Origin of the sequence: Arcicella sp. LKC2W (genome assembly GCF_034931005.1) — a bacterium.
Taxonomy (GTDB): domain Bacteria; phylum Bacteroidota; class Bacteroidia; order Cytophagales; family Spirosomataceae; genus Arcicella.
Map to the genome: position 1 here is coordinate 206,093 of NZ_JAYGIN010000017.1, position 23,631 is coordinate 229,723.

Genomic DNA, 23,631 nt, shown 5'->3' on the forward strand with positions numbered 1-23,631 from the left:
TAATCAATATTTCTTAAAATCTGCAACTTTATAATTAGCGTAATGATAAATATCATTAGGTCATAACGCTTGTATATTACTCAACCAAGATTACACTTTCAAGTTTGTAATATTTCAAAATCAATTAACTTAAACCAAACACAAAATGAGAAAACTCTTACTCATTATTTCTGTGCTATTTTTGGGATTTGCTATGCAGACCTATGCTCAGGATAGACAAGTTTCAGGAAAGGTGATATCTGCTGAAGATAATTCGCCAATTCCTGGAGTTAGTATTGCCGTGAAGGGTACTTCACGAGGAACAACTACTGATGCTTCTGGTAATTATAAAGTGAATGTTGGAAGTGGTGCTACACTCACTTTTTCATTCGTTGGATTTGCTACAAAAACAGTTACTGTTGGAAATGAGAGTGCTTTGAATGTAACACTTGCACCGAATAACTCACAATTACAAGAAGTTGTGGTAACGGCTTTGGGTATTAAACGTTCTGAAAAGTCACTTACTTACTCAGCCCAAAGTGTTAAGGATGAGCAATTAAATACAATCCGTCAGACAAACTTAAATAATGCTTTAGCTGGTAAAGTTGCAGGTATTCAGGTAAGAAGCCAGTCAACAGTAGCATTGGGTAGAGATGCAGCTATCAGAATTAGAGGTGCAGGTTCACTTTCTGATAAAGCTCCATTGTATATTCTTGATGGTAATCCAATCGGTTCGTCAGATATTAACTTAGATGATGTTGAGTCTGTAACGGTATTGAAAGGTCCAAGTGCAACGGCATTGTACGGTCAAAGAGGTGATGCTGGTGTTATTATCATGACCTCTAAAAAAGGTACAAGTAAGAAAGGTATCGGTGTAGAAATAAATCAAAGTACATTCTTTGATAATGTTTATATTCTTCCTAAATACCAAAACTCTTACGCAGGTGGTGCCTCGGCAGATTTAATTAAATATAATTGGGAAGCTGGACATCCAGAATCGTGGAAGGCTATGAATGGTAAATATTACCATGATTATTCTGATGATGCTTCTTGGGGACCAAGAATGGTAGGACAAGATTACTTACCTTGGTATGCTTGGTATGATGGAACACAATATTCTGGAAAAACAGAAAAATTGTTACCGCAACCTAATAACATCAGAGATTTTTATGAGTCGCAGGTATCAACCAATACTAACTTGAACTTCTCGAAAGCAGGAGAAAACTATACAACACGTTTGTCGTTTACTGCTCAGAATCAAAACGGTATGTTGTATAATTCTAATGGTTCAAAATACACAGTTTCTTCACAAACAACCATTGATTTAGGAAAGCATTTTACTGCATCTGCCAACATTAACTTTGTTGATTATACCATCAAAGGACAATTTGATGATGCTTACTCAAACAATTCATCAGGTTCATTCAACTCATGGTTTCACAGAGATTTAGATTTCAGTAAATTAAAAGAATTGAGAAACCTAACTTCTCCTGATGGCATTTTAGCAAGCTGGAACCACAATAACCCAGGAGCTTATGATGCATCTAAAACAGTAAATTTTTACGGAGCTAACTATTGGTATAATTTCTATTCATATTTTGAGCAACTTAATTATACAGAAAATCGTAGAAGATTATTTGGTGATGTAAGTCTGACTTATAAATTGAATGATAACTTTAAGGTTACTGGTTTTGTGAGAATGAATAATGGTACTGGTACAATTGAAAACTCAATTCCTACTATTCTTCAGACAAGTGCAACCCAAACAGGGGTGAAGGCTTCTTATGCAACAGTTCAGTATTTAGGAAATCAGGTTAATAACAACTGGTCTCCAAATGAAACTAACTATGAATTAATTGCTACTTACACTAAGAAATTTGGAGATGATTATAGCATGGACATCATTGCTGGTGGAAATATTCGTAAAGATAATTTCCGTGTTATCGCTGCCAGTACAGTTGATGGTCTTGTAGTGCCTGATTATTTTGCTTTGAGTAACTCGCTTTCTACGGTAAATACGTCGTCAAATAGAACTCAAAAAGAAGTAAGAAGTTTATATGCTCGTGGTTCATTTGGATATAAGGACATGATTTTCTTGGAAGGTTCTCTTCGTAATGATAACAGTTCTGCACTTCCAGCAGGAGCTAACTCTTATACATATCCATCAATAGGTACAAGTTTAGTTTTCAGTGAATTGATTAAAGATAAATTGCCTGTAATCTCATTTGGTAAAGTAAGAGCAAGCTGGGCTCAAGTAGGTTCAGATTTATCTCCTTATTCATTGGCTTTGAACTACTCATTGGCTAATGATAAATTTAATGGAAATTCATTAATGGGAACGCCAAATACAATTGTTGACCCAAATATCAAACCAGCTTTATCTTCATCTTATGAACTTGGTTTAGACTTGAAATTCTTGAAGGATAAATATAGTTTGTCTTTGACATATTATAACGAAGATAAAATCAATGAAATCATCAACGTGCCAATTTCTGGTGCAAGCGGATTTACTTCAAAATTGATTAACGCAGGTAAATTAAATAGAAATGGTGTTGAAATTTCATTGAATACAACACCAATCAAAACAGCCGATTTCTCTTGGAATACGTCAATCAACTTTGCTAAAAACAATTCTAAAATTGTTGAGTTAGCAGAAGGTGTTGATGCAATCGTTGTTGGTTCTGGTTCATTTGCAACTTCTTCGGGTGCTACTATCGTTCACCAAGTTGGACAAGCATGGGGACAAATCAGAGGTGGTGGTTTTACTTACCTTGATGGAAAGAAAGTTGTTACTGAAGATGGTATGTATGTTGCCAATCCAAACCAATATTTAGGAAGTGTATTACCTGATTTTACAGGAGGTTGGTCAAATCAATTGACTTATAAAAACTTTACCTTGAATGCTAATATTGAATTCTCTAAAGGAGGAAAATACTTCTCACTTTCTGACCACTGGGGTTCATTCTCAGGTTTGTTAGAGAGAACAGCAGGAGTAAACCACAAAGGAAATCCATTACGTGACCCTGTTGCAGATGGTGGTGGTGTTCATGTTGTTGGTGTAACAAAAGAAGGAAAAGCCGTTGATACTTATGTAGATGCTCAGACGTATTATCACCAATTTAGAGGAAGCGGTATTGCCGAAGAACACGTATATGATTTAGACTTTATTAAAGTAAGAGAAGTTAGTATTGGATATAAAATTCCTTTGAAAAATAATAAATTCGTACAAAATGCTTCTGTTTCATTTGTAGCTCGTAACCCTTGGTTAGTGTATGCTCAGAATAGAGATTTTGACCCTTCTGAAATATCAAATATTTACGGAGAAAATGGTCAATTCCCAGGAACACGTTCTTTTGGAGTTAACGTAAAATTAGGATTCTAATTTCCCAATAAAACTTTATATGATATGAAATTTCAAAAAAATATAATAAAAGCACTCAGCGCATCTTGTTTGTTGGCAGTAGCATCAAGTTGTAATTTAACTGATTTTGGTGATATTAATAAAAACCCAAACTCTATTTCAGTACCAGTAACTTCTGCATTATTAACGAATGCTTTATTTGACTTTGATACTCCTTCTTCAACAGGAAGTCTTAGAGGAGCATTGTATTGTCAATACTTTGCAGAAACTCAATATACTGAAACTTCATTGTATGCAATTCCTCAATTAGCTTGGGATGGTATTTATGCAGGAAGTATGTATGATTTGCAGAACATCATTAATAGTAATACCGACCCTGCAACAGCTACTTATGCTGGATTGAATGGTTCAAATAATAACCAAATTGCATTAGCTCGTATTTTGAAGGCTTATCGTTACTTAGCCATGACGGATTCTTGGGGAGATATTCCTGTATCAGAAGCTCTACAAGGAAAAGTTAAACCAAAGTATGATACTCAGCAGGAAGTTTATACACTTCTTTTCAAAGAATTAAAAGAAGCTGTTGGTCAATTTGATGGTGGAGCTGTACCAAAAGGTGATATTGTACACAGTGGTAATTTGACAAGATGGAAAAAATTTGCCAATACGCTTCGTTTAGTGATGGCATTACGTATTTCAAAAGTTGACCCAACTAATGGTAAAGCTCAGTTCTTGGACGCATTGGCATCTTCAGGCGGAGTTATTGATGCTAACGAAGACAATACTGCTCTTTCATATCCTGGAGGAACTTACAAAAATCCTTGGTTTACTCTATACGACGGTCGTAAAGATTATGCTGTAAGTGATGTTTTTGCTAATATTTTAGCTGGTTCTCAAGACCTAAGAGCAAAAGTAATGGGACAAAATAACAGTAAAGGAGAACTCGTTTCTTTCCCTTATGGACTAACTCGTGATGATGCAGTTACTTATGCTAATGGTCATGCTGATTATTCATTTATCTTAGACCAATCTTTACGTCAAGCTAACTCTACCAGTCAAATATTGACAGCTGCTCACGCTTATTTGGCAAGAGCTGAAGCTGCACAATTAGGTTGGACAACTGAGAATGCTCAAAATATGTACAGTAAAGGTATCGAAATGTCTTGGAAGCAATGGGGTGTTTTTGACCAAGCTAAGTTTACTACATTCTTGAGTTCAGCAAATGTTACACTTGCTGATAATGCTTTGTCGAAAATTCAATTACAACGTTATGTTGCTTTCTTCCCTAATGGACACATGGGTTGGGCAGAATGGAGAAGAACTGGTGTGCCTGCATTAGTACCATCTTCAAAAGCAACTAATTCAAGTAAAAAAATACCACGTAGATACGTTTATGGTGCTAATGAGCCTACATTGAATGGTGAAAACTTCAATGCAGCAGTTGGCAGACTTGCTGGTGGTGATACTCAGGACGCAAAAGTATGGTGGGATAAATAAGATATCTCTCCTTGAAATAATTATTTAATTTTAATTCAAAATAAAATGAAAAGATATATCAAATCAATGAAAGCCTTAGTCTTAGGTCTGGTTGTTTTAGCAACTGCCTGTGTACCAGAAGGTAAAGACATGATTGACGGAATAGGCTCAAACTTTGTTCGTCTTCCAGCAGCAAATGAAGAATTAAGCCTTTTGGGTGTTGACTTAGTAGCGGGTGACAAAACTACCGAGTTTCTTGAAATTATCAGAGATGTTAACAGCTCTTCTGAACTCAATAATGCTGTTAGTGTATCTCTTAAAGTAGATGATGCTTTAATTACGGCTTACAATAAGGCACACGCAACTACATTTGAAGCTCTTCCGACAAGTCTATACAAATTGTCAGAAGTTGATGTTAAAATGGCAGCAGGTGATTTTAGTAAAAACGTAGCTATTACTTTTGACCCAACCAAATTGGATGCTAAGAAAAGCTATGCTTTAGGAATTTCGGTAGCAAGTGCTGGTAATTACAAAATCAGAAATGGTTTAGGCTCTGCTTTATTCCAAATTATTGCTAAAAACAAATGGCATGGAAAGTATAAAGCATTAGGTGTGTTTACTCACCCGACGGCTGGTCCAAGAGATATTGACCGTCTTAAGGATGTAGTTACTTTAACTCCGAATAGCGTTAGCACTGAATTAGGAGATTTAGGTGGTGCTGGTTATACCATGACGCTAACAGTTAATGCTGATAATAGTGTTACTGTTACGCCAACTGGAGCAACTCCAAACATCAATCAGAGTTATTCTAAAAATTATTATGACCCTGCTACAAAGAGTTTCTACCTTCATTATTCATATAATGTGGCAGCACCTCGTATTGTAAAAGAAGTTTTGACGTTAAAATAATTTTAGGATTATTCTTTACACAAAAAGGCTCATCGAAAGATGAGCCTTTTTTGTTCATATAAATGGGATGAAAAATAGGTCTTTTGTGTTAGCATTAAAAACATATTGAAAATAATGATGAAACGTAGAAAATTTATTAAAAATTCAATGACCATCACCGCAGTTTCAGCTATTGGTGGAGGGATTGTTTTATCTCAAAAAAAGCAAATGAAACAAATTACTAAAAACCCTGATTTAGAAACGGTTTGGCAAGAATGGGAGAAAAATGGAGGAAACCCTTTGGATGAAAATGGACTTTTCTTGAATATGGATACCGTTGGTTATGAAAAGGCTGCTTTCTCTAATGTGTTTAAATGGAAATCAACGAAAAACCCATTCAAAGTACGAAAAGATAATACAATACAAGGAACAAAAGTTATCAAAGATGATTCATTTTTGAATGGGCAAGAGGATGTTGTTGTCATGTTGGGTCATGCCACGATTTTTATCCGTTTAGCAGGAAAACGAATCTTAATTGACCCGCTTTTAGGTAATGTTCCTGTACCTTACATGGAATTTATGGCATCAAGTAAACGCTTTTCTGAATTTCCAATTGATTCAAAAAAACTCATAAATCTTGACTATATCCTGATTTCTCATGCTCATTATGACCACTGTGATAAGACCAGTTTGAAATTGCTCCAAAAACAAAACCCCAATGCCAAAATATTGACAGGCTTACGGATGCAGTCATTACTCCAAAATTGGATGCCAAATCATGAAATCCAAGAAGCAGGTTGGTTTCAAAAGTATAAAACAGATAATAAACTTGACATCGTTTTTGTTCCTTCTTGCCATTGGTCAAATCGTGGCTTGAATGATGCCAATGAAACGCTTTGGGGCGGCTTCGTCTTTAAAACTAATGATAAAACAATTTACTTCGGCGGCGATTCTGGTTATGGAAATGGAACACATTTTAAGAAAATAGGCGAATTATTTCCCAATATTGACCTTGCCATTATCGGAGCAGGAGCTTTTGCCCCAACTTGGTTTATGAAATATAATCACCAAGAACCCATTGATACTGTTCGTGCATTTAAGGACTGCAAAGCAAAAAGACTTATTCCCTTTCATTTTGGTACATTCGACTTGTCTGATGAACCACTAAATGAGCCTGCGATTATTTTGGAGCAATTACAAGCTGAGAATAAAATTGGAGGAAATGAATTGAAAATCGTAAAATTTGGAGAGGTTGTTTTGGTGTAAATAAAGCAGAATAATTATAGGATTACAAATGACGTTTTTTACTTTAATTGATAATCCTCAAAATACTTCCATTTTGAAACACCAATCGACCTTTCAAATTCATATTATTGATAGTGGTTGGTAAATTAGACGGCAAACTTATTTCATGAGCAGGCATGATATTGATAAAATTTGTGGAAATTGGTAATGTTCCTCCGACCCACGTATTTGTACTTTGCCAACTTCCTGATTGTGTAGTTTGATTTGTATTCATGCAAGAATTGAGAGGAAATGAGTTTAGGCTATAATTTTTGACAAAATCCCAAATTTGTTGTTGGGGATTGATAGCCGTTGGCCAACCATGTGTGGCATCTTTTGTGATAATCATTTGTACTTTTTTACCTGTACCGCAAAATGTCAATAAATCAGCATTTGTATTGATTGCCGTAGTCGTATAAGTTCCCCAATTATTACAAGCCATTCCCGAAAATTGAGAAGTTGGCCATACATAATTAGGTGTTTTGGGATAAGGAATTATTGGAGGAGAAACCACAGGGTCGCCTTTACTGTGAATATGTAAAATAGGAATTGAAGTGAAATTTGTCGCTGAAAAACGACTATTTGAATATACCGTATTTATCCATAAACTACCCGCAACAGGGGCAATTGCAGTGATTTTATTGGCTAAAGCAACCGATAAAAAATAACACATAAACGCTCCTCCAGAATGCCCTGTGGCATAAACACGATTGCGATTTATTTGATAAATTTCAGCAAAATAATTAATCAAATCACTTGTAAAAAGTACATCATCAGGTGCATTGGGGTCGGGGGAAGTGCCAAAGCCAGTGTCGCCAACTGTTCCAAAACCAACTGCATTATCGGCATATTTATTAAATTGGAGTGTTCCACCCACCGAAACCGCATTGGGATATACCACAATAAAATTCTGAGAATTAGCCAAAGCATCTAAGCCCGCATAACTTTGAAACCCCGCCCCATTGCCTCCATCACCATGAAAAGCAATCATTAAAGGAAGGTTACAAGCGGTAACATTGGCAGGTAGATGATAAGAAAAAGTACGAATTCGTCCTCCTGAAATAATTGATGAATTACCATTAATTTGTCCTTGACAGTACGATGACATGAAGAGGAGAATAATAATTGATTTTTTCATGATTTGATAGGTTTCTTGAGTGACTTTGTAAAATAACTTAAATCGTAGAGGACTTAAAAACCGTAAACTCAATAGTTGAATTTTAAAAAAACTTAAAAAAAGTTTCTATTTCTCGAAAGAATCATATCTTTGTATTAGAAAAATATCAATATTCTTTAAATAGTACAATAAATTGTCAGCTAAGTATCAAATCATTTTTTTCTGAATGAATCAAATTAAAAACATATTCATATTATTTATCTCATTATTACTGGCTAATAATGGACTAAGTAAGAATTTGTCAGATAATTTTTCTGAAAAAAAGACAGTTGTTGTTCATGCCCAAAATCAACATTCAGCAATAAGTAGTTTTGTTGAAAATTCATTTCCTAATGATGATTTTGACCTCGAAGAAGATTCTGATGATTCAGATGATGATGATTATCTACATATTATTACATCAAAAAATATCATAGTTTTTGATGAACTTACCAATACACATTTAGATTCTTATTCCCACTCAATTCAATCGGTAAAGCGTTTTATTCTTTACTGCTCTCTCAAATTGTACTGCTGATATTTCAGATTCCCTTCTATTCTTCAATTCTATTGAGTTGAAGCAGTTTTTCGTTGTTTTCTAATACAAATTAATGGCTTATGACTTTGTTGTAAGTCCAGAAAATATTTGTGGGAAATGATAGTAATCAAAGGCTAAACTACTGATTTTCAATGAGTACAAAAACTGTGTCTCACACTAAACACGTGTTTGATGAAAAGGAAGTGATTCATGAGTTAAAGCATTTTTTGCCTGCTCAAAATCCCTTAAAAGACTTTGTTCATCATAATACCCTCCATGCTTTTCAAGATATGAAATTCTTTGAAGGCATCAGAAGAGCGTCTGAAATTTTTGGATATAATGTGTCTCTGTCGTTGGACGAATACAGGGTATTATATGCCAATAAACGAATCAGAGAAGATATTCTCGATAAAATTATCGTAGATAAATTTGGAGCGAACAATGTCAAAATTTGGAAAAATAAATTGGTTTCAGAAATCTACGAAGCTAATTTTTTGCCAAGAATCGGAAATTTAAGAGCCAATTGGAAAAAGTCTTATCAAATAGATTTGGACTCAATGGTGCATCCAACGCTTTTTAGAATAATCTGTGGTTTTCTTGACCAAGGCATTGCTATTTGGGGTTTTCCAGCAAAAGATAAAAGCTTTTTGGATTCTCTCAAAGCAATGGAGAAAAACAGCTATTCAAGCTATTTTAGAGGAAAAAGAGCCAAAGATTTATTGTTAAAAACAGATTGTAAAATAGAGGATTTACTTCAAATTTTGGTAGGAGATAAATCACTTTATACCCAATATTTATACGACCAACAATTTGCTCATCAAGGTTGGTCGGGCATGGTTTCTGCGGTGGAAGATTTCCCCGAAACGCTTTTGGATGCTCGTAAAATTTCATTAAAAGATGCCATCACATTTGAATTATTGCTTGAAATTGATGCCATAGATTTTCATTTTGGTGATGGTTGGACTCCTTTAGCTGAAAATTTGAGGGATAAACCAGTCGATTTATTTGCGGAGGTTGAAGAAACGGAGATTCATCAAATCTTGAAAATTTGGCAAGAAGCATTTGAGTGGAGTTATTATGATGAAGTTTTAGCAGGAATTAAGTTAGAGAATACGCCAAGTAAAGCGGTTCATGAACTCACATTCCAAGCCATGTTTTGTATTGATGACCGAGAATGTTCAATTCGTCGTTATCTGGAACAATTTGATACTTCCTGCGAGACTTTTGGAACACCAGGTTTTTTTGGGGTTGAATTCTTCTTTCAGCCCGAAGGAGGACAATTTTATACCAAAGTTTGTCCCGCTCCCGTAACGCCCAAATATTTGGTGAAGGAGAAAAATGAGGCTTCTTTTAAAGGTATTAAACTGAAAAAAGACCTTTATTTTTCTAAACATTCTCATTCATTTTATAGTGGTTGGTTGATTTCACAGACTTTAGGTTTTTGGTCGGCGGTCAAATTATTTGGTAGTATTTTCCGCCCATCTATGAGTCCAGCAACTTCTTCGTCCTTCAAACACATGGACAAACACGCTGGCTTGACGGTACAACACGAACATAATAAGCAAGAAGAAAACGGTTTACAAGTTGGTTTTGAAATCAACGAAATGGTTGACCGTGTAGAAGGAACACTGAAAAGTATTGGCTTGGTCAAAGATTTTGCTCCTATCGTTTATGTGGTTGGTCATGGTGCAAGTAGCGTCAATAATCCTCATTTTGCGGCGTATGATTGTGGTGCTTGTTGTGGACGTGCGGGTTCTGCCAATGCACGTGTATTAAGCGAAATGGCGAATAAACCAGAAGTGAGAACTGCTTTGAGAGAAAGAGGCATTGATATTCCTGATTCAACGCAGTTTGTGGGAGCATTGCATGATACTACCCGTGACGAAGTTGCTTTTTTTGATGAGAAATTACTTTCAGAAGCCAATTATGCGAATCATTTAAAATACGAGAAAATCTTTGAGAAATCGTTGGATTATAATGCCAAAGAGCGTTCGAGAAGATTTGAGTCGATTGATACCAATTTGACTCCTGCGATGATTCATGAGAAAATTAAAATACGTTCTGTTTCCTTGTTTGAACCACGTCCAGAATTAAATCATGCTACCAATGCTTTGTGTATTGTAGGTCGTAGAAATTTGACCAAAGGTTTATTCTTGGATAGACGTTCATTCCTTAATTCTTACGATTATTCTATCGACCCAGAAGGAAAATATCTTTTCAATATCATGAAAGCTGCCGCACCAGTTTGCGGAGGTATCAATTTGGAATATTATTTCTCAAGAGTAGATAATCAGAAATTGGGAGCAGGAACAAAATTGCCGCATAATGTCATGGGCTTGATTGGTGTGGCAAATGGTATTGATGGAGATTTACGCCCAGGTTTACCAAGTCAAATGATTGAAGTGCATGACCCTGTGAGAATCCTTTTTATCGTTGAGCATTTCCCAAATGTGGTTTTGGATAGCATTAAGCGTTTGTATGCAACTTATGAGTGGTTTATCAATGAATGGGTGAATTTGGTAGTGGTAAATCCTGAGACAAAAGAATTGTTTTCTTTCCAAAAAGGGGAATTTGTTTCGTACAATCCCTTGACGAAAGAATTACAAAAGATTTCGGACATCACCCCATTGTTGGAATCAACGCAGGAGAATTTCCCAGTTTATCTCATTGGTGCATAAACATTAATTTCATGACTCAATTACTTAATTATTTTATATTATTGCCAATTTTCGGGTTTTTAATAAGTCTGTTAATTCCTGACAAAAAAGAGACGTTTATTTCGTCGGTGGCATTTTTAACAGTTGGTTTACATTTAGTGAGTGCTATTCTTTTTGCCATTGCGTGGTTTATAAAAGGCTGCCCAACGCTAAATGTAAAGGATATTGACGTTTTTAGAACTACTGGCTATGACTTTTTCGTGGATTTATATTTTGATAAAATCACGATGATTTATTTGTTGGTAGGGTCATTATTGACTTTCATGGTAACCATTTATAGCCGTTATTATCTTCACCGTGAAGCTGGCTATAAGCGTTTTTATAATACCATTTTATTTTTCTATGTGGGTTATAACGTAGCGATTTTCTCTGGAAATCTCGAAACGCTTTTCATCGGTTGGGAGGTTTTAGGACTGTCTTCGTTCTTGTTAATTGCTTTTTATCGTGAGCGTTATTTGCCCGTTAAAAATGCAGTTAAAGTATTCTCAATTTATCGTATTGGCGATGTAGGCTTGATTTTAGCGATGTGGATGAGCCACCATTTATGGCACGAAAACATCACTTTTTTGAAATTGAATAATTTTGAATTGGTCCACGAACATTTACAAAGTCATTCGTTTATTGGTGTTTTCATTTCATTAATGATTTTGATAACTGCTGCTGCTAAATCGGCTCAATTACCATTGTCATCTTGGTTGCCAAGAGCAATGGAAGGTCCAACGCCATCAACCGCTATTTTTTATGGTTCGTTGTCGGTGCATTTAGGCGTGTTTTTATTAATGAGAACTTTTCCTTTTTGGGAACAACAAATTTCGGTAAGAATCTTGATTGGACTTTTGGGCTTATCAACCGCAATTATCACCACAGGAATCGCTCGTGTACAGTCTTCCGTTAAAAGTCAAATTGCTTATGCGTCAATTTCTCAAATCGGTTTGATTTTTATAGAAGTGGCTCTTGGATTTGAAAATTTGGCACTCTTTCACTTTGCGGGAAATGCCTTTTTGAGAACCTACCAATTATTGGTTTCGCCATCGGTAGCGAGTTATTTGATTCGTGAACAATTCTATAATTTTTCACCACATGAAAGCTCGCTTGAAGTTTCTATTTTCTCGAAAAAACTACAAAACACATTTTACATTTTGTGTACTAAAGAATGGAATTTAGATTCATTTATGTATCGTTTTTTGTGGAATCCATTGAAATGGGGAGGAAATAAACTCAATTTTATGACACTCAGTCGGGTTTTGATATTCTTCGTGGTGGTTTATGGTGCAGGTCTTTTCAGTGTGCATCACAAAGAATTAATTTCACCAACTATTCAAGCATATTTGCCTGTCACTTTTGCAACTATTGGCTTAGTGATGGTTTTGAAGGCATTTACAGAAAGAAGACGTGCCACGATGAGTTGGGTTTTGGTAGTGATGAACCATTTTTGGATTGCTCTGGCGGTATCATTCAATGAATTATTTACCTTCAATCAAGTCTATTTGTATTTGAGTGGTGTAGTGGTGGCAGGTGCTTTTGGTATTTTCTGTTTAAGAAAACTAAAATCATACGAAACCACCATCGACTTAGACCAGTTTCACGGACATTCTTATAAACATCCAAAATTAGCTTTCTTGTTTTTATTGGCTTGTTTGGGTATTTCGGGCTTCCCAATTACGCCAACATTTGTGGGCGAAGACTTAATATTTACGCATATTCATGAAAATCAAATCGTCTTAGCCTCATTTGTTTCATTGAGTCTTATCATCGACGGTTTGGCGATTATCAGAATTTATGCTCGTGTATTTATTGGGCCACATACAAAATCTCAGCATGAGGTAGCATATAGAAGTAGTTAAAAAAAGTAGGGGAGTATTGGTATCCAATATGCCCTACATAAAATCAAAAAATCATGAAAATAAACATAGTTAAAATTCTTATAGTTAGTGCTTTAGCTTTAAATTTTACAGGCTATTCACAAGCGGTTCAAAGTCAAAATAATGACATTTGGCTACATTATTACGGCAAAAATATGCTGACAAAAAAGCTATCCTTCACTTTTGAAACGGTTGCCAGATTTGCCAATGGTTTTAGTGAAAAACAACAGTATTTTGTTCGTCCTTCCATTGATTACCAATTAACAAAACATTTGGTTGGCAGTTTAGGGTATTCGCATTATGCCACTTACGTATATGGTAATCCTGCCATTAATAAAACGACAATTCCAGAAAACCATATTTGGATACAAGCACAGTTTACGCATCAGTTTGGTGATTTGAAGGTAACGAATCGATTAAGAGATGAAAATCGCTACGTTGGTGTGGCGGTGAAAGGTGCAGATGGAACATACGATATTGACCGCTATGCGTACAGAAACCGTTTCCGTTATATGCTTTTGTTGAATTATCCATTGATAAAAGATGAGAAGAAAGCCACAAAGCTATTCGGAATTTTAGGGGACGAAGCATTTTTCAATTTGGGTTCAATAAAATCAACTCCCAATGCGGATTCAGACGTGGGAGGAACTTTTATGAATCAGAATAGAATTATTGCTGGCTTTGGGTACAACATCAATCCACATCATCAAATTCAGTTGAGTTACATTCATCAAAACGTGTGGAATTTTACGGATACCATTGAAGAAAGTAACCCAACTATGAGATTGTCATATTACACTAATTTTTCATTTGCTAAGAAATAAGTTGTTCATAATCAGTCAAAAAGCAAATACTTAGATTAATTAACGGAATTATGTACTTAAAAATGCAAATGCAAATTTGACCCAAATTAACCGCTGACGGGGTGAAAAACCGCCGTCAGGGTCTTCTTCCGTAACCCTGACGGCGGTTTTTCACCCCGTCAGCGGTTTTGCATTAATAAGTATATAGTTCCGTTAATTAATCCACGATTTTTAAAAATATTAAACAAACAACGTTCATGGAAATTAAAAATAAATTAACATTGCCTAAAGATGGTATCGAAGGGCTTAAAGAGAACTTCTCGACTGATGCCATTTCTGGCTTTATTGTATTTTTATTAGCATTGCCTTTGAGTTTGGGTATTGCCAAAGCATCAGAGTTTCCACCCATTATGGGACTTATCACGGCTATTATTGGTGGTATCGTGGTTAGCTTACTTTCGGGTTCACGCTTAACGATAAAAGGGCCTGCCGCTGGATTAATCGTAATTGTAGCGGGTGCCGTTGCTGAATTTGGCGGTGGCGAAACTGGTTGGCATTTAGCTTTAGGAGCAATGGTGGTTGCAGGAATTGTCCAAATCCTTTTTGGGGTTTTCAAATTGGGTAAATTAGCCGATTTTTTCCCACTTTCCGCTATTCACGGAATGTTAGCAGCTATTGGTTTAATCATTATTGCCAAACAAATTCCTGTATTATTAGACGTAAATCCTGCCATGACCAAAGGAAAAGGGCCATTTGGCTTATTGGCTTCAATCCCTGAATTTTTACTACATCTTGACCCAAAAGCTACTTTAATTGGAGTAGTAAGTTTAGCTATTATGTTGGGTTGGGCATTCATCAAGAATCCTTTAATCAAGAAAATTCCTGCTCCTTTGGTAGTGTTAATGATTGCCATTCCTGCCGAATTATTGATGGATTTTCAAACAACTGAACCTGCTTATGCCCTTGTTCATATCGGAAATTTATTGGATAATGTAAAAGTAAACGTTGATTTTTCTGGATTCGCTCAAACGGGTGTTTTTGTGAAATATGTAATTATGTTTGCCTTAGTTGGGACGTTAGAATCATTATTGACGGTAAAAGCTATTGATATGTTAGACCCGTATCGTCGTAAATCTGATGCCAATAAAGACCTTATTGCGGTAGGAATTGGGAATACTTTAGCGGCAATTTTGGGAGGTTTACCAATGATTTCAGAAGTTGCTCGTAGTTCGTCAAATGTTGGAAATGGAGCTAAAACTCGTTGGGCAAATTTCTTTCATGGTTTTTTCATTTTGGTGTTCTTATTATTGGCATCTCATCTTATCGAATTGATTCCGAATACAGCTTTGGCAGCCATGTTGATTACGGTTGGTATCAAGTTGGCTCACCCAAGAGAATTTATCCAGACTTTCAAAATTGGTAAAGAACAATTGGCGATATTTTTAGTAACCATTTTCTTTACCCTTTACGAAGATTTATTAGTGGGTATTGCCGCTGGAATTGTCTTACAAATCTTGATAAATATCGTTGATTGGGATTTATTAAAAACGCTTTTTCAAACACCTACCCAAGTTTCATTTACGGATGATGAATATTTAGTAGAAATTGATAAATCGGCAGTTTTTAGTAATTATATGGGTATCAAAAGCAAATTAGAAGCGATTCCTCCAGGATTTAACGTAACAATTGACTTGAAAAATACACGTATGATTGACCACTCCGTAATGGAAAACTTACACCATTTTGAGCATGATTATGCAGCTACTGGTGGTAAAGTAACTATCATTGGACATGAAAATCATGTGCCTGTATCTGACCATAAATTGGCAGCACGTAAAGGATAGTAAGAAAGCAGATATAGCGATTTGATTATTTAAGGTTTATTTTATTCGGAATTATCTACAATTTGTCGCAAGACAAAATTAGACTACGGATAGAACAGATAAAACAGATTTACACTGATTTATCTTTAAATTTATCCGTGTAAATCCGTTGAATCAGTACAATCTGTGGTCTATTTTTATTCTGCGACAAATTGTAGATAGTTCCGTTTTTTTAAGTACTTATGCTTAAGTACATTTATTCCTTAACTCCCAAGCATTTCTAAAGATATTGTTTGGGAGTTATTTTTTTATAGCTACTTTTGTTGCATGATTTATACTTCTCGCATAGTTTTTAGGACATTTTGTTTATTGCTCATGATTCATATCGTGGCATTAAACACCTGTGCAGATTATTATGTAAAGTTTTTATCATCTAAAAGTGTAGCGTTGAAAAGTTTTGATATTGAAGAAGAAGCAGATTCTAAAACAAAAACAACAGAATCAGATGTGTTTGATTCAATTGATGATGATTATTTAGTGACTTCTTTTTTAAATTTACATGCCAACTCAGATATAAATTGTTTTGAGAATGGTCGTCATTTACGCCATTATTTTTATTCAGCAAGCTTCCCCCAATTACATTACGATATTCAAATTCCTCCTCCTCGGGCATAATCTTTCTTCGAAAGGTTAATCTAACATTTATCCTTCAATTTTCTTTTAAGCAAGCCTTTTTCGTGCAGAGAATGGCGTTTCAGTGAGTCTATATATTACTTTTTAATGATTTTAAAGGGATAAATTCTTTAAGGCAATACCCATTTTACTGTTTATTCAGTATTGAGGAGTGTCCCTTTTAGTTGACTTATTGCGACGTTTATTAGATGGTTGAATGGCTATAACATTATTAAACACGGTAAACTTTCAATAAATACAAATTATTATGAACAACCCACAAATTCCTAATACCCCACTTGGTAGAATCAAATTGTTTTTTACATTTTTTGATTCTCGTTGGGAGGATTTGACCAAAGACAATTGGATAAAAACAACTTATCAAGATTTTAGTGCAGGTTTAATTGTTGCCATGACTGCAATACCTATGGCGATGGGCTTTGCGATGGCAATGGGTATGAGACCCGAACATGGAATTATTGCAGGTGCTTTAGCTTGTGTGATTGGTAGAACATTTGGAGGGTCAAAATATCAAGTATATGGACCAACAGCAGCTTTTATTCCTGTAATAGCAAGTTTGATTGCTAAATATGGCGTGGCAAATGGAGGGACTTTTGAAATTGCTCATGGTTTCTTGGTTTTAGTATCCATGATTTCGGGTATTATATTGATTATTATGGGAATTTTTGGTTTTGGAAAATATGCTAAATTAGTTCCTAATTCAATCATTGTAGGTTTCACCATTGGTATTGCTGTTTCGATTGCCTTGACCAATTTTGAGGATATTTTAGGTATTGAGTCTTTTAAAGATTTCTTGGGGCAAGATGAAGATATACAAGGCGGACTGATTCATAATATTAGATTATCGCTCAGTAATATAAACATTATTAATCCTTGGTCGATTTTCTTAGGTGTATTGACTTTTATTTTGGCAAAATTCTTACTTAAAATTTCTATTTATATTCCAGGCCCTGTTGTTGCGATGGGAACTGCCACTTTGTTATCAGCCACAGTTTTATCAGACAAAGAAATTATATTAGTGAGAGATTTATACGGTTCAATTCCTAACAATTTCTTTAAAATACAATTACCAATTTTGCCAACTTTTAGTAGTTCTGTGGCAATTGATATTGTTTATTATGTAGTATCAATTGTATTTGTTTCGGGAGTTGAAAGTATTCTTTGTTCTTCAATGGCTGACAAATTAGCCAATAATAATAAAACGCCTTTTAATCCAGATAAAGAATTTTTTGGACAAGGTTTAGTGCAAATCATCACACCTCTCATACAAGGGTTTCCATGTACTGGTGCTTTGGCAAGAACTGCCACAAGTATTAAAGCAGGAGCAAAAACGCCATTAGCAGGTTATTTTAAGGCAATACTGAAATTGACAATGGCATTTTATTTGGCACAATACTTAGAGCTAATCCCTATGGCTTGTATTGGTGGAATTCTTATTTGGGTTGCCAGTAATATGATTAAAGTTTCTGAAATAAAGGAAATTAAGCACTTAGGAAAATTTGAATTTTCAATGATGGTTTATACTGCCGTTATGGTACCCGTTACAGATTTCCTTACTGGTGTTTTATCGGCATTGATTATTTATTTTATTGTAAAAAATGCTTTTAAAAGAGAAAAGAAAGTGAGTGTTTAGTTTGAAACTAAAACAATAGACATATCCGTTTTCCAATAATATTTAACATAAATTGAGCTTGTTTAAGCTTTTCGTTTTGAACGGTTTGCTGCGGCAATGAAAATTGAAGCGATTTACAACAAAATGAATAAGTTTAAACAGGTTCATTGTAAAAGAAATTAAAATGAAAAGTTATCATAAATTATTAACTGACAATAAAATTTGGGCTAAAGAGCGTTTGGAATTAGATGAGGATTATTTTACAAATCTTGCCAAAGACCAAAAACCACAATTTCTTTGGATAGGCTGTGCCGATAGCCGTGTTCCTGCCGAAGAAGTAACAAATACCCAACCTGGAGAAGTTTTTGTACATAGAAATGTTGCCAATATGGTAGTTCATACAGATATGAATTTATTATCTGTTTTGCAATATGCAGTAGAAGTATTAAAAGTAAAACACGTAATTGTGTGTGGGCATTATGGTTGTGGAGGTGTGAAAGCCGCTATGGGAAATGCCGACTTAGGGCTGATTAACAAATGGTTACGAAATATCAAAGAGGTATATGATAAGCACAATTATGAAATAAAAAGTATTTCAGATGAAGACAAACGTTTTGATAGATTAGTGGAATTGAATGTAGAAGAGCAGGTGAAAAACTTATCAAAAACTTCTATTATTCAACGTGCATGGGCAAACCGTAGTTTACCTCATTTACATGGTTGGGTTTTTGATATGAAAACAGGTCTAATCAAAGAAATTATGAATATTCCAGCAGGTTCTGAAGTTGATGATATTTTTAGATATGAATTTCACACAAAGGAAGCCGTTTCTAATAGTTCAATTCAATAATTGACAAGCAGAGATTTGGATTCAGTTAGGCATTAGTGTAACCACATCAACTAATATTAACGAATATAAATCTTAAAAATTAGGTCGTAAGTATTAAATGCTTATGACCTGATTTCTACGATTATCTTACTTCTCTTTCTGCATTTCATTGTATTTGTTCTTATCAAAACGATACAAATACGCTGCTTTATGAGCCCCACCAGTCCAATGTTTATCCAATCTTTCTAAAATCCCCAAGCTCAACATTTTCCTCTGAAAATTGGTACGTTGTAATTTTTTGCCTAAAATAGTTTCGTATAAACTTTGTAAATCATTCATCGTAAATGATTCGGGCATTAAATTAAATACCGCCAATTTTAAATCAAGCATCATTCGTAAAGATTCAAGGGCTTTTTCAATAATACTTTTATGGTCGAATGCCAAAGTTGGCATCTCGTTGATGTCAATCCAGCCACAAAAATCTGATACATCATCAGGATTTGGAATCGTATCTTTTAGATTGAGCAAAGCATAATATCCAACCGTAACAAAGCGTTGAGTAATCCACTGATTGAGTTCTGTGGTTTTGCCTGCCGATTCATGAATATGCTTGTGGGTTTCACCAAAAGCCCTTTTCTTAGACCCAAATACACCAAATTGCTCTAAATAAATGTCTTTTATGCCTGTGCGTTCGGTCAAAACTCGCTCCACCGCCTCTTCAATATCTTCCTCTTCTTCATTGATAAATCCTCCTGGTAAGGCATACAGTGAAGTGTTCTTGAACCGAAGTAATAAAATCTTTAATTGTCTGTTATGAAATCCAAAAATGACAATGTCAACTGAAATATTTGGTATAAATTTTTCACCTGAAAGGTCTTCATCTGTTACTTTTTTTTGCATAAATTTTTGTAAAATATCAACTCTTTTTTGCTTCAGTGTTGTTTGGGTTAGGAAATTTAAAATTTAATGGAGATATATAAAATTATATTTTTGTCCCTAAAATACGTTGTTTTTACTTCTGGAAATTAAAATTAGCTTAAAAATGTCCTAAATATTTTAATCAGATTAAAAAAACTTCTAATATTGTATCATATTGATACAATAAATTAAGATATTATTTTTGTCTTGCTTTTATTTGAAATAACTGAGTGCATACATATATAGATTGCTTGGTCAGGGCGAAAGCCTTGACCAAATTTTTACCTAACTACTAATTAATGAACCCAATTTTACTATTATTAGGAATGTACTTTTTGTGCATTCCTTCTTCTTTTTCAGAGGTAAAAAAAGATACAATACCTCAGCGAGCCAAGTTTTCAGGAGTGATTCAGGTGACTAATAACGGGATTTCGTTAGTGCCTGCATTCTCGCTCGACCAGCCTGCTTTACTTGCATTTTTAGATGTATCCAAGAAGCGTTTTTCGTACAGTCCACAATTTTCTTATAATTATAATGCTCGTCCTTGGTTTATGAATCAATGGTTGAGATACCGATTGGTTGAAGGTAAAAAATTGGATTTTCGGACTTCAGTAGGATATGCTTTTTTGTATAAAACAACGGAAGAATTAAAGGCAGGGAGTGCCAATGAAATCATTAAAATTGATAGAAATGTTATTTCAGAACAACTTTTGACTTACAAAATGACGAGTAATAATAGCTTAACGCTCTCGCATTTACATGGTATTCCAACGTCGAGTGATGGTATTTCGCTTGATTTACTGACACTTGGGGCAACCTTGGGAGGAATCCGTTTGGGTAAACAATTTGAAATGACGGTATCGCCTTCTGTGTTTTATTTGAATTATACAGGTGGAAATGAAGGTGTTTTTTCAACGCAAAATATTATGATAAAAAAGCCTAAAAGTGCCTTTGGATTGTCATTTCAAGCAACCGAACCATTGATGAAAAGAAATTTAGTAGTGAAGGACTTTAACTGGAATGTAGCTTTAGTGTGCTTCTTATAAAAACTGATTTTAAATAAAAAACCTCCTAAGAATCGTAACGCTTAGGAGGTTTTTTATTTTTTAGAATTTCCATCTCACAAATGCTTCCATCGCTTCGTATTCTGCCAAACCTAATTGATTGTATAATTTGGCGGTGTTACTGTTTCGGTCTTCGGCACGTTGCCAAAACTCACGAGCATCCGTTCCTTGGAATGGTACGCCGTCTTTTTGAGATTGGTGTTTGAAAATACCATATCTTTTCTTCAAAACTTGGTCTGGTGACATCGGAACTACCATTTCTATTTGGTCGATGTCCCATTCTTGCCAAGCTCCTTTGTATAGCCAAACCCAACAACTATTCATGTATTCACGATGTTTGAGTTTTTGAACGGCTTCCATAATGGCATCCAGACAAACTTTGTGCGTTCCGTGTGGGTCGGCTAAATCTCCTGCGGCATAAATCTGGTGTGGTTGAATTTCGTCGATAACATTCATCACAATTTCCACATCTTCCTTACCAATTGGGTTTTTCTGAATCGTTCCTGTTTCATAAAAAGGCATATCTAAAAAGTGAATATTTTCTTTTTTGATACCTACGTAACGGCAAGTATTTTTGGCTTCTCCTCTACGAATCAATCCTTTGATATAACGAACTTCTTCGGTATCAATTTCTGAATCTTTTTTCGCTTTCAAAAACTTGGCTGCTTCTTTGTAAATACGGTTGGCTTTGGGATTATTTGCTTCAAATTTTTCGTTAAAGTCAACCACAAATTCAGCAAAACGTAAGGCTTCATCATCGGCTACGGCAATGTTTCCAGAAGTCTGATAAACTACATGAACATCATGCCCTTGGTCGTGCAATCTTTGGAAAGTACCACCCATCGAAATAATGTCATCGTCGGGGTGTGGACTGAAAAGGATAACTTTTTTCTTGGCAGGATATGCTCGTTCTGGACGGTTAGAGTCGTCAGCGTTTGGTTTTCCACCAGGCCAACCCGTAATAGAATGTTGTAAGAAGTTAAATACCTCAATATTAATATCATACGCCTGACCGTAAAGGGCTAAAAGGTCAGATAAACCATTTTCGTTGTAGTCAGAATTTGTTAATTTTAATACTGGTTTATTTACTGTCAATGCTAAATGTATAACCGCTTTTTTAATCATCGGTCTGTCCCAGTTTACCGAATCAACCATCCACGGAGTACGCATACGTGTCAATTGCGAAGCCGCCGAAGTATCAATAATGAAAGATGCGTTTTCGTGCAATTGTAAATAAGAAGCAGGAACATCAGATGAAACCTGACCTTCAACGGCACGAGCTACGTTCATGGCTTTGTGTTCACCCCAAGCACAAAGAACCACTCTTTTAGCTTCCATGATTTTCTGAACGCCCATCGTGATTGCCTTTTTAGAAACTTTGGCTAAACCACCAAAATCTCCTGCGGCATCAATTTGGGTTGTCAAATCAAGCGTCATCAAACGAGTACGAGAGTTGATAAGTGAACCTGGTTCGTTAAAACCGATGTGTCCGTTTCTGCCAATTCCTAATAGTTGAAAATCTAAACCGCCATAACGTTCAATTTGAGTTTCATAATCTTTACAAAATTCACCAATTTTATCAAGTGGTAAAGTTCCGTCTGGCAAATGCCAATTTCCTGCTGGAATATCCACATGGTCAAATAATTGTTCCCGCATGAAACGCACATAACTCTGCACGGCATCAGCTTCCATTGGATAATATTCATCAAGGTTATAAGTTACTACATTCTGAAAACTCAAGCCTTCTTCACGGTGCATTCTAATCAGTTCAGAATATACTTTTTTAGGTGATGACCCTGTTGCCAAACCTAAAACTGCTGGTTTGTCTTCATGGGCTTTTTGGCGAATAATTGCGGCGATTTCATGAGCAATTGCTTTTGATGCTGCATCAGAATCTGCATAAATACTGGTTGGAATTCTTTCGTAACTAATAGCTTGTTCCATGTTTGTTGTAAATCAAAGATGATTCTAATTTGTTGTGTGTACTCTTGAATGAATAATTATGATAGGTATTCGGTAATATATTTCCTGTATTGGCTCTATTTGTTCACTACAATAATTTGTAAACCTAAATTGTCAAGGATTCTTTCTAAGGTTTTTACGGAAGGATTGGCTTTTCCGAGTTCTATGGAGTGAATAGTTTTGATGGCAACATCGCTTTTATTGCTTAAAACTTCTTGACTAAATGAAAGTTCGTTTCTTCTTTCACGAATAATATTGCCTAATTGTTCAAGATTCATACATATTTGAGTTATGTTGCTGATTGTTTTGCAAATGTAGTAGTAAATATTGAAATAAAAAATATCAATCGGAACTATAATTCCGATTTACTAAAAAATATGTAAAATTTTGAATCGATTTGTAAAATATTACTTAAAATGAAACGGTCAATGGGAGTAATTTGAATGAATTTATCAATAATAAAGCTTAAACTTATACTGTTTTGTGTTTTAAGAAAGGTACAATCTTACGGACTTATATACTTATTAATGCAAAACCTCACCCCCGACCCCTCTCCGATGGAGCAGGGCTGTTAAGTTCTTTGATATATTGAAAATACTTTAACTTTGCACAAAATAAAATTTGTCAAATGAGTCTATTAAGTTGTTTAAGTGTGATAAACGACCC

At 35.1% G+C, this 23,631-nt stretch carries 17 protein-coding genes; 13 read left to right on the top strand and 4 right to left on the bottom strand.

Annotated features, from left to right (window positions below):
* The first annotated feature begins 145 nt into the window (after positions 1-145).
* The 4 genes from VB796_RS15000 (at position 146) to VB796_RS15015 (ending at position 6,970) form a co-directional block, all read left to right on the top strand.
* Positions 146-3,361 (top strand): SusC/RagA family TonB-linked outer membrane protein, encoded by a 3,216-nt coding sequence (locus tag VB796_RS15000; RefSeq protein WP_323347373.1) that lies wholly within the window; start codon positions 146-148, stop codon positions 3,359-3,361.
* Between the two features lie 24 nt (positions 3,362-3,385).
* The gene (locus VB796_RS15005; RefSeq protein ID WP_323347374.1) at positions 3,386-4,837 is read left to right on the top strand and encodes a SusD/RagB family nutrient-binding outer membrane lipoprotein; all 1,452 of its coding nucleotides are present in this window, start codon (positions 3,386-3,388) and stop codon (positions 4,835-4,837) included.
* Positions 4,838-4,882: 45 nt separating this feature from the next.
* Positions 4,883-5,725 (top strand): BT_3987 domain-containing protein, encoded by an 843-nt coding sequence (locus VB796_RS15010; RefSeq protein WP_323347375.1) that lies wholly within the window; start codon positions 4,883-4,885, stop codon positions 5,723-5,725.
* 114 nt (positions 5,726-5,839) lie between these two features.
* Positions 5,840-6,970: an MBL fold metallo-hydrolase gene (locus tag VB796_RS15015; RefSeq protein ID WP_323347376.1), complete on the top strand. Its 1,131-nt coding sequence runs from the start codon at positions 5,840-5,842 to the stop codon at positions 6,968-6,970.
* A 43-nt stretch (positions 6,971-7,013) separates the two neighbouring features.
* On the opposite strand, the gene VB796_RS15020 is transcribed toward VB796_RS15015, so the two are convergent.
* Complete coding sequence (locus tag VB796_RS15020; protein WP_323347377.1) at positions 7,014-8,126, bottom strand: hypothetical protein; 1,113 nt, start codon at positions 8,124-8,126, stop codon at positions 7,014-7,016.
* Between the two features lie 277 nt (positions 8,127-8,403).
* On the opposite strand from VB796_RS15020, the gene VB796_RS15025 reads away from it, so the two are divergent.
* The 8 genes from VB796_RS15025 to VB796_RS15060 all read left to right on the top strand — a co-directional run bounded on the left by VB796_RS15025 (position 8,404) and on the right by VB796_RS15060 (position 19,042).
* On the top strand, positions 8,404-8,682 hold the full coding sequence (locus VB796_RS15025; RefSeq protein WP_323347378.1) for a hypothetical protein: 279 nt from the start codon (positions 8,404-8,406) through the stop codon (positions 8,680-8,682).
* Positions 8,683-8,834: 152 nt separating this feature from the next.
* Positions 8,835-11,360: a DUF2309 domain-containing protein gene (locus VB796_RS15030; RefSeq protein ID WP_323347379.1), complete on the top strand. Its 2,526-nt coding sequence runs from the start codon at positions 8,835-8,837 to the stop codon at positions 11,358-11,360.
* A gap of 11 nt (positions 11,361-11,371) precedes the next feature.
* Positions 11,372-13,243: a proton-conducting transporter membrane subunit gene (locus VB796_RS15035; RefSeq protein WP_323347380.1), complete on the top strand. Its 1,872-nt coding sequence runs from the start codon at positions 11,372-11,374 to the stop codon at positions 13,241-13,243.
* Positions 13,244-13,296: 53 nt separating this feature from the next.
* Positions 13,297-14,085, top strand: a complete 789-nt coding sequence (locus tag VB796_RS15040) for a DUF2490 domain-containing protein (protein WP_323347381.1) — start codon at positions 13,297-13,299, stop codon at positions 14,083-14,085.
* Between the two features lie 236 nt (positions 14,086-14,321).
* Positions 14,322-15,908, top strand: a complete 1,587-nt coding sequence (locus tag VB796_RS15045) for a SulP family inorganic anion transporter (RefSeq protein ID WP_323347382.1) — start codon at positions 14,322-14,324, stop codon at positions 15,906-15,908.
* A gap of 366 nt (positions 15,909-16,274) precedes the next feature.
* Positions 16,275-16,562, top strand: a complete 288-nt coding sequence (locus VB796_RS15050) for a hypothetical protein (RefSeq protein WP_323347383.1) — start codon at positions 16,275-16,277, stop codon at positions 16,560-16,562.
* Between the two features lie 265 nt (positions 16,563-16,827).
* Positions 16,828-18,213 carry a SulP family inorganic anion transporter gene (locus tag VB796_RS15055; RefSeq protein ID WP_323347384.1) on the top strand — a complete coding sequence of 462 codons (1,386 nt, stop codon included), beginning with the start codon at positions 16,828-16,830 and terminating at the stop codon, positions 18,211-18,213.
* 163 nt (positions 18,214-18,376) lie between these two features.
* Entirely contained in the window at positions 18,377-19,042 is a 666-nt protein-coding gene (locus VB796_RS15060) for a carbonic anhydrase (RefSeq protein ID WP_323347385.1), read from the top strand.
* Between the two features lie 126 nt (positions 19,043-19,168).
* Here VB796_RS15060 and VB796_RS15065 read toward each other — a convergent pair whose 3' ends face one another.
* On the bottom strand, positions 19,169-19,921 hold the full coding sequence (locus VB796_RS15065) for an NUDIX hydrolase (RefSeq protein ID WP_323347386.1): 753 nt from the start codon (positions 19,919-19,921) through the stop codon (positions 19,169-19,171).
* Between the two features lie 317 nt (positions 19,922-20,238).
* Here VB796_RS15065 and VB796_RS15070 point away from each other — a divergent pair, with 317 nt between their 5' ends.
* Positions 20,239-20,985 carry a hypothetical protein gene (locus tag VB796_RS15070; protein WP_323347387.1) on the top strand — a complete coding sequence of 249 codons (747 nt, stop codon included), beginning with the start codon at positions 20,239-20,241 and terminating at the stop codon, positions 20,983-20,985.
* Between the two features lie 60 nt (positions 20,986-21,045).
* Here VB796_RS15070 and nagB read toward each other — a convergent pair whose 3' ends face one another.
* Positions 21,046-22,947 carry a glucosamine-6-phosphate deaminase gene (gene nagB / locus VB796_RS15075; RefSeq protein WP_323347388.1) on the bottom strand — a complete coding sequence of 634 codons (1,902 nt, stop codon included), beginning with the start codon at positions 22,945-22,947 and terminating at the stop codon, positions 21,046-21,048.
* 95 nt (positions 22,948-23,042) lie between these two features.
* Positions 23,043-23,243: a helix-turn-helix transcriptional regulator gene (locus VB796_RS15080; protein ID WP_109741697.1), complete on the bottom strand. Its 201-nt coding sequence runs from the start codon at positions 23,241-23,243 to the stop codon at positions 23,043-23,045.
* Positions 23,244-23,631: the final 388 nt, after the last annotated feature.

Excerpts from the sequence above, each read along its gene's own strand:
- nagB (WP_323347388.1), bottom strand. The coding sequence starts at position 22,947 with ATGGAACAAGCTATTAGTTACGAAAGAATTCCAACCAGTATTTATGCA.
- VB796_RS15005 (WP_323347374.1), top strand. The coding sequence starts at position 3,386 with ATGAAATTTCAAAAAAATATAATAAAAGCACTCAGCGCATCTTGTTTG.
- VB796_RS15080 (WP_109741697.1), bottom strand. The coding sequence starts at position 23,243 with ATGAATCTTGAACAATTAGGCAATATTATTCGTGAAAGAAGAAACGAA.
- VB796_RS15070 (WP_323347387.1), top strand. The coding sequence starts at position 20,239 with ATGAACCCAATTTTACTATTATTAGGAATGTACTTTTTGTGCATTCCT.
- VB796_RS15060 (WP_323347385.1), top strand. The coding sequence starts at position 18,377 with ATGAAAAGTTATCATAAATTATTAACTGACAATAAAATTTGGGCTAAA.
- VB796_RS15020 (WP_323347377.1), bottom strand. The coding sequence starts at position 8,126 with ATGAAAAAATCAATTATTATTCTCCTCTTCATGTCATCGTACTGTCAA.
- VB796_RS15030 (WP_323347379.1), top strand. The coding sequence starts at position 8,835 with ATGAGTACAAAAACTGTGTCTCACACTAAACACGTGTTTGATGAAAAG.
- VB796_RS15040 (WP_323347381.1), top strand. The coding sequence starts at position 13,297 with ATGAAAATAAACATAGTTAAAATTCTTATAGTTAGTGCTTTAGCTTTA.
- VB796_RS15000 (WP_323347373.1), top strand. The coding sequence starts at position 146 with ATGAGAAAACTCTTACTCATTATTTCTGTGCTATTTTTGGGATTTGCT.
- VB796_RS15015 (WP_323347376.1), top strand. The coding sequence starts at position 5,840 with ATGATGAAACGTAGAAAATTTATTAAAAATTCAATGACCATCACCGCA.
- VB796_RS15035 (WP_323347380.1), top strand. The coding sequence starts at position 11,372 with ATGACTCAATTACTTAATTATTTTATATTATTGCCAATTTTCGGGTTT.
- VB796_RS15045 (WP_323347382.1), top strand. The coding sequence starts at position 14,322 with ATGGAAATTAAAAATAAATTAACATTGCCTAAAGATGGTATCGAAGGG.
- VB796_RS15065 (WP_323347386.1), bottom strand. The coding sequence starts at position 19,921 with ATGCAAAAAAAAGTAACAGATGAAGACCTTTCAGGTGAAAAATTTATA.
- VB796_RS15010 (WP_323347375.1), top strand. The coding sequence starts at position 4,883 with ATGAAAAGATATATCAAATCAATGAAAGCCTTAGTCTTAGGTCTGGTT.
- VB796_RS15055 (WP_323347384.1), top strand. The coding sequence starts at position 16,828 with ATGAACAACCCACAAATTCCTAATACCCCACTTGGTAGAATCAAATTG.